Here is a 15,021-nt window from a genome sequence, read left to right on the forward strand (position 1 = left end):
CCGACGGAGGAGCCCCATGGCGAACGCACTGCAAGGACGCCGGGTCGCGATCCTGGCCGCGGACGGCGTCGAACAGGTCGAGCTGGAGAAGCCGCGCCAGGCCGTCCTCGACGAGGGCGCGACGGTCGAGCTGGTGTCCCTGGACACCGGTGAAATCCAGGCGATGAACGGCGACATCGACAAGGGCGACCGGTTCGCGGTGGACCGGAAGGTCGCCGACGTCGAAATCGGCGATTTCGACGCGCTGCTACTGCCCGGCGGCACGATGAACCCCGACCACCTGCGCACGGACCCCGCCGCGGTCAAGTTCGCCGGCGACTTCGTGCGCGCCGGCAAGCCGGTCGGGGTAATCTGCCACGGTCCGTGGACGCTCGTCGAAGCGGATGTCGTGCGTGGCCGCACGCTGACGTCGTACCCGAGCGTCCGGACGGACCTGCGTAACGCCGGCGCCACGGTCGTCGACGAAGAGGTTGTAGTGGACAACGGACTGGTTTCCAGCCGCAATCCGGACGACCTGCCGGCCTTCTGCCAGGCGGTCGTGCGGGAGTTCGCGGGCTGACTGGCGTCCTTTGTGGACGTCACCCGTTCGTGTCTGTTAAGTCCCGCTTAAATGTGTTGGCGTTCGGCCTCGCCGCGGAGGACGCTGAGGGTGTGACCAGGATCGCCCGTGGAGAGGAGGTGGACGCGATGACTGTGCACGCAAGGCGCTACGGCCGCTGGTGCCGTGAACACTTCGACGCGATCGCCGCCGAGGGCGTTCCCGCACCCCGGGGCGGCGAGCCCGCCGAGCAGGCCCTGCCCGAACCCGAGCCGGAGCCCGTCCAACCGGTCGCCGACCAGCCCCGGCACTGACGGAGAAAGGCCGCCCCCGACGCGATCGCGTCGGGGGCGGCCTTCGTCGTGCGTCAGCGGTAGCTGCGCCGGTACCAGACCCGCCGCGGGCCGGGGATGCCGATGCGCGCGATGACGTCGGTCAGGATGGCGCCGATGACGAGCCACAGGACGGCGGCGAGGCCGTCGTTGAGGAACGTCCGCAGTCCCGCCGAGTCCGGCGTGAAGAGGTTCCGCAGGCCGAGCGAGACGCCGGCCGACCACTCCGTGATCAGGTGCGCGAAGCCGTTCGCCGAGTTCGCCCCGCCCAGCACCAGCACGATGTGCACGGCCAGGACCAGCGCGAACACCGCGCAGACGAGGTGGATGAGGGCGTTGACCGTGCGCACGGCCCGGATGCGCGGGTGGGTGCGCTCCACGATCTCTTCGGTGGGTGCGGGCTCGTACGGCGTGCCGTACGGCTCCGGGGGCGGGGGATACGGCATCGTCGGCGCCGTCCTTTCGACTGTCCGATGTGGACGTATCTGGGCAAAGCAATATGGCGGGAAGTACCCGTCACGCGGGTGAGCGAACCAGGTGTTCCGCAAACTTCCCTATTGAGCGAGGTGATAGGGTCGTTTGGGGAATCAGGGAGGGTCATGCCGCAGGACGTCTTCTCCGTCGAGCAGGTCGCCGCGAAGCTCGGCCTGCACGTCCGGACGGTCCGGAACTACGTGCGCGACGGACGGCTGAAGGCGGTCCGGATCGGCAAGCAGTACCGGATCACCGCCGCCGACCTCGAGGAGTTCACCGGCCTGCCCCTCGCCGGCCGGCCCGCGGCGCCCGTGGCGGAGCTGTCGGCGGTCGTCGAGCTCACCGGCATCGACCGCACGGCGGCCGACCGATTGGCCACGATGGTGGTGGCGTCGGCGAACGGGCCTTGGGACGCGGGCGAGCGACCCCTGCGCGTGGAGACGATTCACGACGGCGAGCGCGCCACGATGAAGCTCATCGTGCTCGGCGACCTGGCCGCCGGGGCTGATCTGCTGCGCTGGGTCGCCTCGGTTGCGGAGAACTCGAGCTGACGGCGGTCCGCCGCCCTGGCTTGCGGGCGGCCGGAGTCCGGTGGCCTGCTGCGCCGGCCGAGCCGTCGGCGGCGGCCGCCTGGCGGTGAACCGTGGGCGGCCCGCGAAATCCACGGCCGATCGGCGGAACCCCGCCCCCACCGATCAGTTCTGAGCCGCCCGGCACAGCTCCGGGCCCGTGGTGCGTTCCGGCACTTCGACCAGCGGAACCCGCCACCGGCCGCAGGGTGCTGAGCCGCGCGGCGCAACTCCGCCGGCCGTGGCAACCCCCTTCCGCGCGGGACGTCCACGTGATCATGAGAACTCCCCGGCGCGGTGCGCTGCTGGTGTCCGTCCTCGCCCTGCTGGCCGCGTTCGCCTCGCCCGCGACCGCCGGCACCGCCGTCCCGGCGGGCTTCCGGCCCGCGTCGACCAGCTGGACCGGGCCCGACACCGGCTATGTCCTCGGGTACTCGCCGTGCGGTGGGTCGTGGTGTCCCGCGCTGCTGGGCACCACCGACGGCGGGCAGCACTGGCGGCGGCTGGGTGCGCCCTCTCTGCCGCTGCCCGACAACCACAACCACGTGGCGCTCACCGTCGTCAGCGATCGGGTCGCGTACGTCAGCGACGGGGTCCACCTGCGCGCGACCCGTGACGGCGGTGCCAGTTGGCACCCGGTCAACCTGATCGGTGCGCGGGAGCCGTTCTACCTCTCGAAGATCGCCGAAACCGGGGGCCGCGTCTTCGCCATGCTGACCACCTACGGCGAGGGCCGTGGCTCGACCCGGCTGTACTCGGGGCCCGCCGGCTCCCCGGTACTGCTGCCGGTGCCCGGGTTCGCCGTCACCGGCGGGCTCACCTACGGCGACCTGGCCGTCGGCGGCGGCCTGCAGGTCGCGCTCGGCGCGGACTACGGCACCGAAAACTACTGGACCTCGCGAGACGGCGTCCGGTTCACCCCGGCCGCTCCGCCGTGCCCCGGCGGGGAAGTCGCCTCGCTCGCCGGCGTCCGGGACCGGCAGGTCGTGGCCCTGTGCAGCAGCAGCCCCGGCACGCCGCAGCCCGGCTCGACCGAACGGCAGCTGCGGCACGCGCCGCAGCTCGGCGGGACGTTCAGCGGGACCGGCGCCGCGCCGTTCACCGGCATCAACCAGGGCTTCGCCGCTGCCTCGCCGGCGTCCGCGACCGTCGCGGCCGTGGGCGGGGGTGTCGGGTTCCTGCACCACACCGCCGACGGCGGCCGCACCTGGACGACGCTCGCGCTGTCCGATCGCGGGCTCGCGCTCACCGATCTCGACTTCCCCGGGCGCGGTACCGGCGTCGTCGTCGACGGCCAGCCGGACGCAGCCGGTGGCTCCGCCGTGTACCGGACCACGGACGGGGGACACACCTGGCGCGAACTGCCTTTCGGGTAGTTCTCCCTGGCAGGTAAGGCCCTTCGGCCCGGTTCACTTGGTGCACCGCATGTCGTAGGCTGAGCACTGTCCGTTGCCGGACACGGCGGGCAAGCCCGGGCAGGGGCGGCGTCCGCCACCGACGAGTGGGAGAACAGCCGATGACGCCTGGCGACCTGCGGTCCGGAACCGAGGGCGGTGCGGCCGCTCTCGATTTCAGCAAGGCGAGCCTGGCAAGACTGTCCGACGCACTGCTCGGGGGCCACGACCACTACGAGGTCGACCGCGAAGCGATGCGGCGGCTGCTGGCCATCGCGCCCGGCGCGCGCGCGATGGCGAAGGAACACCGGGACTGGCTGGTGCGCGCGGTGCGGTTCCTGGCCGGCAAACGCGGCATCGACCAGTTCCTCGACCTCGGCTCCGGCATGCCGACGGCGGAAAACACCCACGAGGTGGCGCAGCGGTACAACCCGGACGCGCAGGTCGTCTACGTCGACAACGACCCGGTCGTGCAGGTGCACGGCCGGGCGCTGCTCGAAGAGAACTACCTGACCCACGTGACGGGCGCCGACCTGACGCGCCCGGCCGACACCCTCGGCGACGAGGTCGTCAAGGAGTACCTCGACTTCACCCGTCCGGTGGCGCTGATCCTCACTTCGATCATTCACCACATCGACGACTACGACCGCGCACGGGCGATCGTCGCGGAGTACGTGGCCGCGCTCGCACCCGGGTCGTACCTGCTGCTCACGCACAACTTCGACCCGGAAGAGGACTCCCCGCGCCAGGAGCTGGCGCGGCTGCTGGAGACCAGCTTCCAGGGCACCGGGCTGGGCAGCGTGTACCGCACGCGCGAGCAGATCGCCGGGTTCTTCGAAGGCACCGAGCTGCTGCGGCCGGGGCTGGTCTACCTGCACGAGTGGTGGCCGGACGGCCCCCGCCTGCACCAGCTGGGCGAGCTGAACTTCCTGACCCTCGGCGGCGTCGCCCGCAAGCAGTGAGCCCTGCCGCGGCCCGTCGTGAGTGTTTAGGCGCGTTCTAACGCGCCTAAACACTCACGACCGGGTCAGGCGGCGTTGAAGGTGTCGGGGTCCGGGCCGGTGCGCTCGCCGCGGTCCAGCGGCGTCAGCGAATCCAGTTCCTCCTCCGTGAGGGTGAACCCGAACAGGTCGAAATTCTCCTCGATCCGGGACGGCGTGACCGACTTCGGGATCACGACGTTGCCGAGCTGCAGGTGCCAGCGCAGGACGATCTGCGCGGGCGTGCGGCTGTGCTTGACCGCGAGTTCGGCGACCACCGGGTCGCCGAGCAGGCTGCCGCCCTTGGCGAGCGGGCTCCACGCCTCGGTCGCGATGCCGTTCTTCGTGTCGAACTCGCGCACCTCCGGCTGCTGCAGGTACGGGTGCAGCTCGACCTGGTTGACCGCCGGGACGACGTTCGCCGCGTCCATCAGCCGTTCGAGGTGCGCGGGCTGGAAGTTGGACACGCCGATCGCGCGGACGCGGCCGTCGGCGTACAGCTTCTCGAACGCCTTCCACGTGTCGACGAACTTGCCGCGCTCCGGCGTCGGCCAGTGGATCAGGTACAGGTCCAGCTGCTCCAGGCCGAGCTTGGCCATGCTGTCGTCGAACGCCTTCAGCGTGGAGTCGTAGCCCTGGGCGGAGTTCCACAGCTTGGTCGTGACGAACAGCTCGTCGCGGGCGATGCCGGACTCGGCGATCGCCTGGCCGACGCCCTTTTCGTTGCCGTAGACGGCGGCGGTGTCGATGCTGCGGTAGCCCGTTTCGAGGGCGGTCTTCACGACGGCGGCGGTCTCGTCGTCCGGGACCTGGAACACGCCGTAGCCGAGTTGCGGCATCCGCACGCCGTTGTTGAGTTCGATCACGGGCACGCTGGTCACGAGGGTTCCTTTCGGTGGGTGGTTCATCGGGCGGGTACCCGTTCCCCGGCGTCGAAACTAGCCGGGGCCCGGCGGTCGAGCAGGCCGGAGACGAGCGCCACGGCGAGGCCGGCCGCGGCGAGCGCGGCGCCGATCCAGTTGGGGGCGGTGTAGCCGAGACCGGCGTCGATGGCCTGGCCGCCGAGCCACGCGCCACCGGCGTTGCCGAGGTTGAACGCGGCGATGTTCGCCGCCGACGCCAGCGCGGGCGCACCACCGGCCTTGGCCATCACGCGGGCCTGCAGCGGCGGCACGGTGGCGAACCCGGCGGCGCCGAACAGCGCGATGGTGATCGCGGCCGGCACCTTCGCGTGCACGGTGAACACGAACACCACCAGCACGAGCGCCAGCGCGGCGAGGATGAGGTACAGGCTCGGCATGAGGGCGCGGTCCGCGGCCTTCCCGCCGAGCAGGTTGCCGGCGAACAGGCCGGCGCCGAAGAGCACGAGCAGCCAGGTGACGGCGCCACTCGAGAAGCCGGCGACCTCGGTCATCATCGGCGCGATGTAGGTGAACGACGCGAACACGCCGGCGAAGCCGAGCGCGGTCATGACCAGCGCGAGCCACACCTGCGGGCGGCGGAACACGGCGAGCTCGCCGCGCAGGCCCGCGCCCGGCGAAGGGGCCTGGTGCGGCACCAGCGCGAGGATGCCGATCGCGCCGGCCACGCCGAGCGCGCTGACCACCCAGAACGTCGACCGCCAGCCGAAGGCCTGGCCGAGCGCGGTGCCGGCGGGCACGCCGAGGACGTTCGCCACGGTCAGCCCGGTGAACATCAGCGCGATGGCACTGGCCTGCTTGGCCGGGGCGACCAGGGAGGCGGCGACGACCGAGCCGACGCCGAAGAAGGCGCCGTGGCTCAGCGCGGCGACGACCCGGCCGGTCATCAGCAGTCCGTAGCTCGGTGCCAGCGCCGAGAGCACGTTCCCGGCGATGAACAGGCCCATCAGGGCGACCAGGACGGTCTTGCGCGGCACCCGCGAGGCGAGCGCGGTGAGCACGGGGGCACCGACGACGACGCCGAGCGCGTAGCCGGAGATGAGCAGGCCTGCGGCCGGGATCGAGACGCCGAAGCCGGCTGCGACCTCGGGCAGCAGGCCCATGATCACGAACTCGGTGGTGCCGATCCCGAAAGCGCTGATCGCCAGTGCGAGCAGAGCGGCGGGCATGGACTTCACTTCTTTCCGGGGTAGACTGAGGGCGTTGGCAACTACAAGCGTCCGAGATAGTTGCAGACGCCGTATATTGCACAAGCTTGCGACTTGGCGGGCTCCCCGCGCAAGCCGGGAAGGGGTGAACCGTGTCACTGGACGACGACGCCGTCGAAGCCCGCGCGCAGGGCTGGCGGACGCTGGCCGCGCTCCACGCGCGGATCGAGGACCGGCTGCAGCGCGCGCTCGAGCGCGACCACGAGCTGTCGGTGAGCGAGTACACGGTGCTGGACGTGCTGGCCCGCCAGGACGGCTTCCACCTCCGGATGAACCAGCTCGCCAACGCGGTGGTGCTCAGCCAGTCGGCGACGACCCGGCTGGTCACCCGCCTGGAGGGCCGCGGCCTGCTGGCCCGGTACCTGTGCGCGGACGACCGCCGCGGGATCTACACCGAGGTGACGCCGGCGGGCCAGGCGCTGCTGACCGCGGCCCGCCCGACGCACGACACGGCGCTGGCGGAAGCCCTGGCCGAAGCGGAAACACTGCCGGAACTCTCGCCGCTCGTCGCCGCGCTGGGCACGCTCAGCTTCCGCGGCGCCTCGGCCTGACCTGGGCCGCATCGAACGCAAGTCACAGCTGAAAACCCTTTCGCCGCCGGATCGCCGGAAGCCCCTGCGCCACAGGGGCTTCCGGCGATCTCGTTCGGTGGCGGCTTCGACTTCGTTGACCCGCTTGTTCCGCCGCACCTAATTTGGGTTCCACCAGGCGAACCGGGGCGGCGCCCGGCAGACCCTTCCTCGTCCGGCGCCGGTATCGGACCGAAAGGAATCCGCGATGACCAGCACCCGCGGCGCGACGATCGGGATCGGCATGGTCGGGTACGCCTTCATGGGGGCCGCCCACTCCCAGGCGTGGCGGACCGTGCACCGGGCCTTCGACCTCCCGCTGACACCCCGGATGGCGGTGCTCTGCGGCCGTGACCGGGCGGCCGCGGAGGCCGCCGCGGCGAAGCTCGGGTGGGCTTCGGTGGAGACGGAGTGGAAACACCTGATCGAGTCCGGCGATGTAGATCTGGTGGACATCTGCACGCCCGGCGACTCGCACGCGGAGATAGCGCTGGCCGCGCTCGCCGCGGGCAAGCACGTGCTGTGCGAGAAACCGCTGGCCAACACGGTCGCCGAAGCGGAGACCATGGCCGCGGCGGCGGCCGAGGCGGCGACCAGGGGCGTGCGGTCCATGGTCGGCTTCAACTACCGGCGGGTGCCCGCGGTCGCCCTCGCGCGCCGGCTCGTCGCCGAGGGCAGGCTGGGAGAGATCCGGCACGTGCGCGCCCAGTACCTCCAGGACTGGATCGTCGACCCGGAGTTCCCGCTGGTCTGGCGGCTGCGGAAGGACAAGGCGGGCTCGGGGGCGCTGGGGGACATCGGCGCGCACGCGGTCGACCTCGCCCAGTTCGTCACCGGAGCGGCGATCACCGGCGTCTCCGGCCTGACCGAGACGTTCGTCGGCGAGCGGCCGCTGCCCGGTGGGGCCGGACGCGGGCCGGTGACGGTCGACGACACCGCGTTGTTCCTGGCCCGGTTCGACGGCGGCGCGGTCGGCACCTTCGAGGCGACGCGGTTCGCGAGCGGCCGCAAGAACGCGCTGCGCCTGGAGGTCAACGGCGCCGCCGGCAGCCTCGCGTTCGACTTCGAGGCGATGAACGAGCTCGCCTTCCACGACCACACCGAAGACCCGGAACTCGGCGGGTTCCGCCGGATCCAGGTCACCGAGCCCGGACACCCGTACGTCGGCGCCTGGTGGCCGCCGGGGCACGGGCTCGGCTACGAGCACACGTTCACCCACGAGGTGCGTGATCTGCTCGCCGCGCTGGCCGCGGGCGAGGACCCGGAACCGTCCTTCGCGGACGGGCTGCAGGTGCAGCGGGTGCTCGCCGCGGTCGAGGAAAGCGCCGCGGCGAGCAGTGTCTGGACCCGCGTCGGAGCACACGGCACGGGCTGAGGGAAAACCGGAGGGAAAACATGGGGAAGATCGGTGTCTGGCTGATCGGCGCCCGGGGATCGGTGGCCACCACGGCCATCGCCGGGGCCGCCGCCCTGCGCGCGGGACTCGCCGCGCGCACGGGCTGCGTGACCGAGCTGCCGGACTTCGCCGGGGCGGCACTGCCCGGCTTGGGGGACCTGGTCTTCGGGGGCCACGACGTCGTGGACACACCGCTGGTCAAGCGCGCGGAACAGCTGGCGGCGGCGGGGGTGCTGCCCGCCGCGCTGCCGGGCCCGGTGACGGCCGAACTGGAGGCGGCCGAGGCCCGGCTGCGCCCGGCGCCGTCCGGGGGCGGACGCGCGGCGGCCGACCGGATCGCCGCGGACCTGGCCGAGTTCCGCGCCGGGGTGGACCACGTCGTCGTGGTGAACGTCAGCTCCACCGAGCCGCCGTGCGAGCCGCACCCGGCCCACGCGTCACTGGCCGCGATGGAAGCGGATCTGGACGTGCTGCCGCCGAGTGCGCTGTACGCCTACGCGGCCTTTCGCGCGGGTTGTGGCTTTGTCGACTTCACGCCGTCCACGGGGGCGCGGCTGCCCGCGCTCGACGAGCTCGCCCGCGGCACCGGGCAGCCCTACGCGGGCCGGGACGGCAAGACCGGCGAGACGCTGCTGCGGTCGGTGCTCGCGCCGATGTTCGCCCAGCGCGGGCTGAACGTGCTGGCCTGGTCGGGCACGAACCTGCTCGGCGGCGGTGACGGCGCCACGCTGGCCGACCCCGGGGCGGCGTCGAGCAAGAACGCGTCGAAGCAGCAGGTGCTTTCGCGCAACCTGGGCCGGGACGTCGACGGCGAGGTGCACATCGACTACGTGCCGTCGCTCGGCGACTGGAAGACCGCCTGGGACCACGTGCTGTTCGAAGGGTTCCTCGGCGCGCGGATGACATTGCAGCTGACCTGGCAGGGCTGCGACTCGGCGCTCGCCGCGCCGCTCGTGCTCGACCTCGCCCGGCTGACCGGCAAGGCGTGCCGCGACGGCGTGGCCGGGCCGGTCGCCGAATTCGGCTTCTTCTTCAAGGATCCCGTGGGCGACGGCCCGCACGACCTGGCGTCGCAGTACGCGGCCCTGCGCGAGTGGGCGCACCGGTGAAGGCGCTCGTCGAACTCGTCCGCGCGCCCGCCGCGCTGACCGTGCCCGGGGACGCCGTCGCCGGGGCCGCCGCGGCGGGCTGGCCGTTCGGCCGCCGCACGCTCGCCCTGACCGGCGCGTCCGTCTGCATCTACTGGGCCGGCATGGCGCTCAACGACTACGCCGACCGCCACCTCGATTCGATGGAGCGGCCCGAGCGGCCCATCCCGTCCGGGCGGGTGGCCCCGGCGACCGCGCTCGGCGTCGCGACCGGGCTGACCGCGGGCGGGCTGGGCATCGCCGCGGCCGCCGGCGGACGGCGGGCGCTGCGGGTGGCCGTGCCGCTGGCCGCGACCGTCTGGGCGTACGACTTCCTGCTCAAGGAGACGGTGTTCGGGCCGGCCGCGATGGCCGCGGCCCGCACCCTCGACGTCCTGCTCGGCGCGGGCGGGGCCCGGCCCGCGCTGGCCGCGGCGCTGACGGTCGGGGCGCACACCTACGCCGTCACCGCACTCTCGCGGTCCGAAGTGGACGGTGCGAAACCCGCGCTGCCGGCGGCCACCCTGGCCGCGACGGCCGGCGTGGGGATCGCGGCCGGCCGGGGCGGCCTGCTGTCCTCGGCACTGCTCGGGACCTACGCGGTGACCACCGGCGGGGCGCAGTACGACGCCGTGCGCGACCCGGCCGCGGGCAAGGTCCGGCGCGCGGTCGGGGCCGGGATCCACGGCATGATCCCGTTGCAGGCCGGGCTGATCGCGCGCACCGGCGCGTGGCGCTCGGCGCTGGCCGTCGCCGCCGCGTTCCCGTTCGCGCGGGCGCTGGGCCGGAAGGTGTCGCCGACATGAGGTTCGGGTACGGCACCAACGGCTTCGCCAACCACCGCCTCGGGGACGCCCTGCGCGTGCTGGCCGACCTCGGGTACGACGGCGTCGCGCTCACCCTCGACCACCAGCACCTGGACCCGTTCGGGCCGGACCTCGCCCGGCGCGTGTCCGGCGTCGCGGCGGACCTGGACCGGCTGGGCCTCGCCGTCGTGATCGAGACCGGGGCGCGGTTCCTGCTCGACCCGTGGCGCAAGCACTCGCCGACGTTCCTCGACCCCGGCCGCGCACGCCGTGTCGAGTTCCTGACCAGGGCCGTCGAAATCGCCGCGGACCTCGACGCCGAAGCGGTGTCCTTCTGGAGCGGGAACAAGCCCGCTGAACTGTCCACTGAGGACGCCTGGACGTACCTGGTGGACGGCTGCGCCGACGTGCTCAAGGCCGCCGAAGAGCACGACGTCCGGCTCGGCTTCGAGCCGGAGCCGGGGATGCTCGTCGAGGACCTCGACGGCTACTTCGAGCTGGCGCGGCGGCTCGGCGATCCGGAACGGTTCGGGCTGACGCTGGACATCGGGCACTGCCGGTGCAACGAATCCGCGTCCGTGCCCGACTGCGTCCGCCGCGCCCTGCCGCGGCTGGTCAACGTCCAGATCGACGACATGCGCCGCGGCACGCACGAGCACCTCGAATTCGGCCGCGGGGAAATCGAATTCCCGCCGGTGCTGGCCGCGCTGGCGCCCTACGGCGGGCTGGTGGCCGTCGAACTGCCGCGGGACAGCCACGCGGCGCCCCGGATCGCCCGGGAGTCTCTGGACTTCCTGCGCCAGGCGGTGGCCGCGTGACCGCCTGGCTCGACGAAGCCCTGACCAAGGTGGCCGCCGACGCGACGGCGTTGCGCACGGTCTTCCCCGCCGTCGGCCGCCGGGTCGGCCGGGGACCGTCGGAAAGGCCGGGGTGGACGGTCGACGACGTGGCCCGCGTGGCCCTGCTGCGGGCCGCTCCGGGCGCCGCGGCGGAGCTGCCCGGCCTCTACCGCTACGGCGACGCGGCGGAGAAACGGGCCGCCCTCCGTGGACTGTCCGTTGTGGACACCGGCGACGCCGGGGTGGCGCTGGTCGCGGACGCGCTCCGCACCAACGACACCCGGCTCGTCGCCGCGGCGATGGGCGAGTACGCCGCCACGCACCTGGACGCCGCCGCGTACCGCCACGGCGTCCTCAAGTGCGTCTTCATGGGCATCCCCCTGGCCGAGGTGGCCGGGCTGGACCGCCGGACCGACGAGGAGCTGCGGCGGATGCTGCGGTCGTTCGCCGCCGAGCGCACCGCCGCCGGCCGCGAGGTCCCCGCCGATCTCCTCCCGCTGCTGACCGAACAGGACGCCTGATGCGCATCTTCGACCCCCACATCCACATGAGCTCCCGGACCACCGACGACTACGCGGCCATGCACGCCGCCGGCGTCCGCGCGCTCGTCGAACCGGCGTTCTGGCTCGGTCAGCCGCGCACGAGCGTCGGCAGTTTCACCGACTACTTCGACGCGCTCGTCGGCTGGGAGCCGTTCCGGGCGAGCCAGTACGGCATCGCCCACCACTGCACGATCGCGCTCAACCCGAAGGAGGCCAACGACCCGCGGTGCACGCCGGTGCTCGACCTGCTGCCGCGGTACCTGGAGAAGGACGGCGTGGTCGCGGTCGGCGAGATCGGCTACGACTCGATGACCGCCGAGGAGGACAAGGCGTTCGCCGCGCAGCTCGCCCTGGCGATCGACCACGACCTGCCCGCGCTCGTGCACACCCCGCACCGCGACAAGGCGGCCGGGACCGAGCGGAGCATCGCCGTCGTCCGCGAGTCCGGGATCGCGCCGGAACGCGTGGTGCTCGACCACCTCAACGAGCTGACCGTGCGGATGGTCGAGGAGTCCGGCTGCTGGCTGGGGTTCTCCATCTACCCGGACACGAAGATGGACGAGGACCGGATGGTGGCGATCTTGAAGGAGTACGGCACCGAGCGCGTGCTGGTCAACTCCGCCGCCGACTGGGGCAAGAGCGACCCGCTCAAGACCCGCAAGACCGGCGACGCGATGCTGGCCGCCGGGTTCACCGACGACGACGTCGACCGGGTGCTGTGGCGCAACCCGGTCGAGTTCTACGGCCAGAGCGGGCGGCTTTCGCTGGAATCCGGTACCGCGGCGGCCGAATTCGCGGGCAACTCGATCCTCCGGGGGGCCCGCGCATGAGGTTCCGGCACCCGGACGGCACGGTCGTCCACCTCGCCTACTGCACCAACGTGCACCAGGCGGAGGACCTCGACGGCGTGCTCGCCCAGCTGGCCCGCTTCGGCGAGCCGGTCCGGGAGCGCCTCGGCGTGGACCGGCTCGGGCTCGGCCTCTGGCTGGCCCGGCCGGTGGCGAGCGAGCTGGTCGCGGACCCGGCGGCGGTGACGAAGCTGAAGGCCGAACTCGCCGCGCGGGGCCTGGAGGTCGTCACCTTCAACGGGTTCCCGTACCAGGGCTTCCACGACCCGGTCGTCAAGCACAAGGTCTACCGGCCGGATTGGGCGGCGCCCGAACGCACGCGGTACACCCTGGACCTCGCGCGGCTGCTCGCCGAGCTGCTGCCGGACGACGCCGTGCGCGGCAGCGTGTCGACGTTGCCGCTCGGCTGGCGCACGGACTGGCGGGGGGATGGCGGACAGCTCGACCTGCTGGCCAAGGGACTGGCGGAGCAGGACCGCCCGGTGCGGGTGGCGTTCGAGCCCGAGCCGGGCTGCGCCATCGAAACCACCGCGCAGGCCGCGGCCCTGCTGTCCGAAGTGGACACCGACTGGCTGGGTGTCTGCCTCGACACGTGCCACCTGGCGGTCGGGTTCGAGGACCCGGCGGCCGCGCTGGGGCGTCTCGAAGACGCGGGACTGGACGTCGTCAAGCTGCAGGCGTCGGCGGCGCTGGAGGCTGCCGAACCGAAGGATCCGGCGACCCGGCGGGCGCTGGAGTCCTTTGTGGAGCCGCGGTTCCTGCACCAGAGCAACGAAGGCGCCCCGCCGGGCGCCGACGACCTCGACCTCGCGCTCGGCGGCGGCCTGCCGGGGGAGGCACCGTGGCGGGTGCACTTCCACGTGCCGCTGCACGCCGACCCGGCGCCGCCGCTGACCTCGACCCGGCCGGTACTGGCCGCGACGCTGGCCGAGCTGTTCGGCGGCGCCACCGCGCGCACCGACCACGTCGAGGTCGAGACCTACACCTGGCAGGTGCTCCCGGACGCGCCCGCCGACGACGCCGGGCTGGTCGCGGGCATCGCGGCCGAGCTGGACTGGACCCGGCACGCACTGACCACCCTGGGCCTGGAAGAGGTTTCCGCATGAGTTTGCTCGTCCTCGACGTCGTGGGGCTGACGCCGCGGCTGCTCCCGCACATGCCCAACCTGCGCAAGATGGCCGAACCCGGGTTCACCGCGCAGCTGGACACGGTGTTCCCGGCGGTGACGTGTTCGGTGCAGTCGACGTTCCTGACCGGGCTGAAGCCCGCCGAACACGGGATCGTCGGCAACGGCTGGTACTTCCGCGAACTCGGTGAGGTGTTCCTCTGGCGCCAGCACAACAAACTGGTGCAGGGGGACAAGTTCTGGGACGCCGTCCGCCGCGCGCAGACCGGGCACAGGGTGGCCAACGTCTGCTGGTGGTACGCGATGGGCGCGGACACCGACCTCACCGTCACCCCGCGGCCGATCTACCACGCCGACGGCAAGAAGTCACCGGACGCCTACACGTACCCGCCGCAGCTGCACGACCGCCTGGTCGGCAGCCTCGGCGAGTTCCCGCTGTTCACCTACTGGGGCCCGACGGCGTCGATCGCGTCGTCGCAATGGATCATCGCCGCCGCGCAGCAGATCATGACGCAGGACCGGCCGGACACCACCCTCGTCTACGTCCCGCACCTGGACTACGACCTGCAGCGCTTCGGCCCGGACGCGCCGCAGGCCGCGGCCGCCGCCCGCGAGCTCGACACCGCGCTGAAGCCGTTGCTGGACTTCGCGGCCGCGGGCGGGCACACCGTCGTCGCGCTGTCGGAGTACGGGATCACGAACGCGAACCGCCCGGTCGACGTCAACCGGGCACTGCGCCGCGCGGGCCTGCTCAACGTGTACGTCCAGGCGGGCATGGAGTACCTCGACCCGTGGACGTCCCGCGCGTTCGCCGTCGCCGACCACCAGGTGGCGCACGTCTACGTCGCCGACCCGGCGGATGTCCCGCGGGTGCGGGACATCGTGGCCGGACTGTCCGGAGTGGACGTCGTGCTCGACCGGGCGGGGCAGGCCGGGCTCGGCATCGACCACGAACGGGCGGGCGAGCTCGTCGCCGTCGCCGAGCCGGCCGCCTGGTTCACCTACTACTACTGGTTGAGCGACGACCGCGCGCCGGACTTCGCGAAGACCGTCGAGATCCACCGCAAGCCCGGCTACGACCCGGCCGAGCTGTTCTTCGACCCGGACGACCCGATGGTCAAGCTCAAGGCGGCGTCGGCGCTGGCCCGCAAGAAGCTCGGCCTGCGGTATTCGATGCAGGTGGTCCCGCTCGACCCCGCGCCGGTGCGCGGCAGCCACGGACGGCTGCCCGACTCGGCCGCGGACGGGCCGGTGCTGCTCTGCTCGGACCCGGCGCTCGCCCGGGAGAAGTTCCACGCGACCGAAGTCAAGGAACTGCTGCTGGCGGCCGCCGTCGCCGGCAACGGGTGAATC

General features: G+C 72.6%; 17 protein-coding genes. 14 read left to right on the top strand and 3 right to left on the bottom strand.

The features are described 5' to 3' along the window. Positions 1–16 precede the first annotated feature (16 nt). On the top strand, positions 17–559 hold the full coding sequence (locus OO60_RS08445; RefSeq protein WP_033261147.1) for a type 1 glutamine amidotransferase domain-containing protein: 543 nt from the start codon (positions 17–19) through the stop codon (positions 557–559). A 128-nt stretch (positions 560–687) separates the two neighbouring features. Next, positions 688–852, top strand: coding sequence for a hypothetical protein (locus OO60_RS08450; RefSeq protein ID WP_156081299.1), 165 nt, complete (start codon positions 688–690; stop codon positions 850–852). 53 nt (positions 853–905) lie between these two features. On the opposite strand, the gene OO60_RS08455 is transcribed toward OO60_RS08450, so the two are convergent. Next, the gene (locus tag OO60_RS08455; protein WP_033261149.1) at positions 906–1,316 is read right to left on the bottom strand and encodes a hypothetical protein; all 411 of its coding nucleotides are present in this window, start codon (positions 1,314–1,316) and stop codon (positions 906–908) included. Between the two features lie 153 nt (positions 1,317–1,469). Here OO60_RS08455 and OO60_RS08460 point away from each other — a divergent pair, with 153 nt between their 5' ends. The 3 genes from OO60_RS08460 to OO60_RS08470 all read left to right on the top strand — a co-directional run bounded on the left by OO60_RS08460 (position 1,470) and on the right by OO60_RS08470 (position 4,269). Further along, positions 1,470–1,895 (top strand): helix-turn-helix domain-containing protein, encoded by a 426-nt coding sequence (locus OO60_RS08460; RefSeq protein WP_033261150.1) that lies wholly within the window; start codon positions 1,470–1,472, stop codon positions 1,893–1,895. A 296-nt stretch (positions 1,896–2,191) separates the two neighbouring features. Then, positions 2,192–3,289 carry a sialidase family protein gene (locus OO60_RS08465; protein ID WP_205624286.1) on the top strand — a complete coding sequence of 366 codons (1,098 nt, stop codon included), beginning with the start codon at positions 2,192–2,194 and terminating at the stop codon, positions 3,287–3,289. 140 nt (positions 3,290–3,429) lie between these two features. Further along, positions 3,430–4,269: an SAM-dependent methyltransferase gene (locus tag OO60_RS08470; protein WP_004562167.1), complete on the top strand. Its 840-nt coding sequence runs from the start codon at positions 3,430–3,432 to the stop codon at positions 4,267–4,269. Positions 4,270–4,334: 65 nt separating this feature from the next. On the opposite strand, the gene OO60_RS08475 is transcribed toward OO60_RS08470, so the two are convergent. Together OO60_RS08475 and OO60_RS08480 are read right to left on the bottom strand one after the other, a co-directional pair. Further along, positions 4,335–5,168: an aldo/keto reductase gene (locus OO60_RS08475; protein WP_004562165.1), complete on the bottom strand. Its 834-nt coding sequence runs from the start codon at positions 5,166–5,168 to the stop codon at positions 4,335–4,337. Between the two features lie 23 nt (positions 5,169–5,191). Beyond that, complete coding sequence (locus tag OO60_RS08480; RefSeq protein WP_004562163.1) at positions 5,192–6,376, bottom strand: MFS transporter; 1,185 nt, start codon at positions 6,374–6,376, stop codon at positions 5,192–5,194. A gap of 131 nt (positions 6,377–6,507) precedes the next feature. On the opposite strand from OO60_RS08480, the gene OO60_RS08485 reads away from it, so the two are divergent. The 9 genes from OO60_RS08485 to OO60_RS08525 all read left to right on the top strand — a co-directional run bounded on the left by OO60_RS08485 (position 6,508) and on the right by OO60_RS08525 (position 15,018). Beyond that, positions 6,508–6,966: a MarR family winged helix-turn-helix transcriptional regulator gene (locus tag OO60_RS08485; RefSeq protein ID WP_033261151.1), complete on the top strand. Its 459-nt coding sequence runs from the start codon at positions 6,508–6,510 to the stop codon at positions 6,964–6,966. A 226-nt stretch (positions 6,967–7,192) separates the two neighbouring features. Further along, positions 7,193–8,359, top strand: coding sequence for a Gfo/Idh/MocA family protein (locus tag OO60_RS08490; protein ID WP_004562159.1), 1,167 nt, complete (start codon positions 7,193–7,195; stop codon positions 8,357–8,359). A gap of 20 nt (positions 8,360–8,379) precedes the next feature. Continuing rightward, a complete protein-coding gene (locus OO60_RS08495) occupies positions 8,380–9,489 on the top strand; it encodes an inositol-3-phosphate synthase (protein ID WP_033261152.1) in 1,110 nt (369 codons plus the stop codon). Continuing rightward, positions 9,486–10,313, top strand: a complete 828-nt coding sequence (locus tag OO60_RS08500; protein ID WP_033261221.1) for an SCO3242 family prenyltransferase — start codon at positions 9,486–9,488, stop codon at positions 10,311–10,313. Before OO60_RS08495 ends, OO60_RS08500 begins: the two co-directional genes overlap by 4 nt. Then, complete coding sequence (locus OO60_RS48325) at positions 10,310–11,131, top strand: sugar phosphate isomerase/epimerase family protein (protein WP_004561103.1); 822 nt, start codon at positions 10,310–10,312, stop codon at positions 11,129–11,131. Before OO60_RS08500 ends, OO60_RS48325 begins: the two co-directional genes overlap by 4 nt. Continuing rightward, on the top strand, positions 11,128–11,673 hold the full coding sequence (locus OO60_RS48330) for an EboA domain-containing protein (protein WP_004561102.1): 546 nt from the start codon (positions 11,128–11,130) through the stop codon (positions 11,671–11,673). Before OO60_RS48325 ends, OO60_RS48330 begins: the two co-directional genes overlap by 4 nt. Continuing rightward, positions 11,673–12,524 (top strand): TatD family hydrolase, encoded by an 852-nt coding sequence (locus OO60_RS08515; protein ID WP_004561101.1) that lies wholly within the window; start codon positions 11,673–11,675, stop codon positions 12,522–12,524. Before OO60_RS48330 ends, OO60_RS08515 begins: the two co-directional genes overlap by 1 nt. After that, the gene (gene eboE, locus OO60_RS08520) at positions 12,521–13,648 is read left to right on the top strand and encodes a metabolite traffic protein EboE (RefSeq protein WP_004561100.1); all 1,128 of its coding nucleotides are present in this window, start codon (positions 12,521–12,523) and stop codon (positions 13,646–13,648) included. Before OO60_RS08515 ends, eboE begins: the two co-directional genes overlap by 4 nt. Next, on the top strand, positions 13,645–15,018 hold the full coding sequence (locus tag OO60_RS08525) for an alkaline phosphatase family protein (protein WP_004561099.1): 1,374 nt from the start codon (positions 13,645–13,647) through the stop codon (positions 15,016–15,018). The genes eboE and OO60_RS08525 overlap by 4 nt, the downstream gene beginning before the upstream one ends. The last annotated feature ends 3 nt before the right edge of the window (positions 15,019–15,021 follow it).

The sequence above is a fragment of the Amycolatopsis vancoresmycina genome, assembly GCF_000716785.1.
GTDB classification, from domain to species: domain Bacteria; phylum Actinomycetota; class Actinomycetes; order Mycobacteriales; family Pseudonocardiaceae; genus Amycolatopsis; species Amycolatopsis vancoresmycina.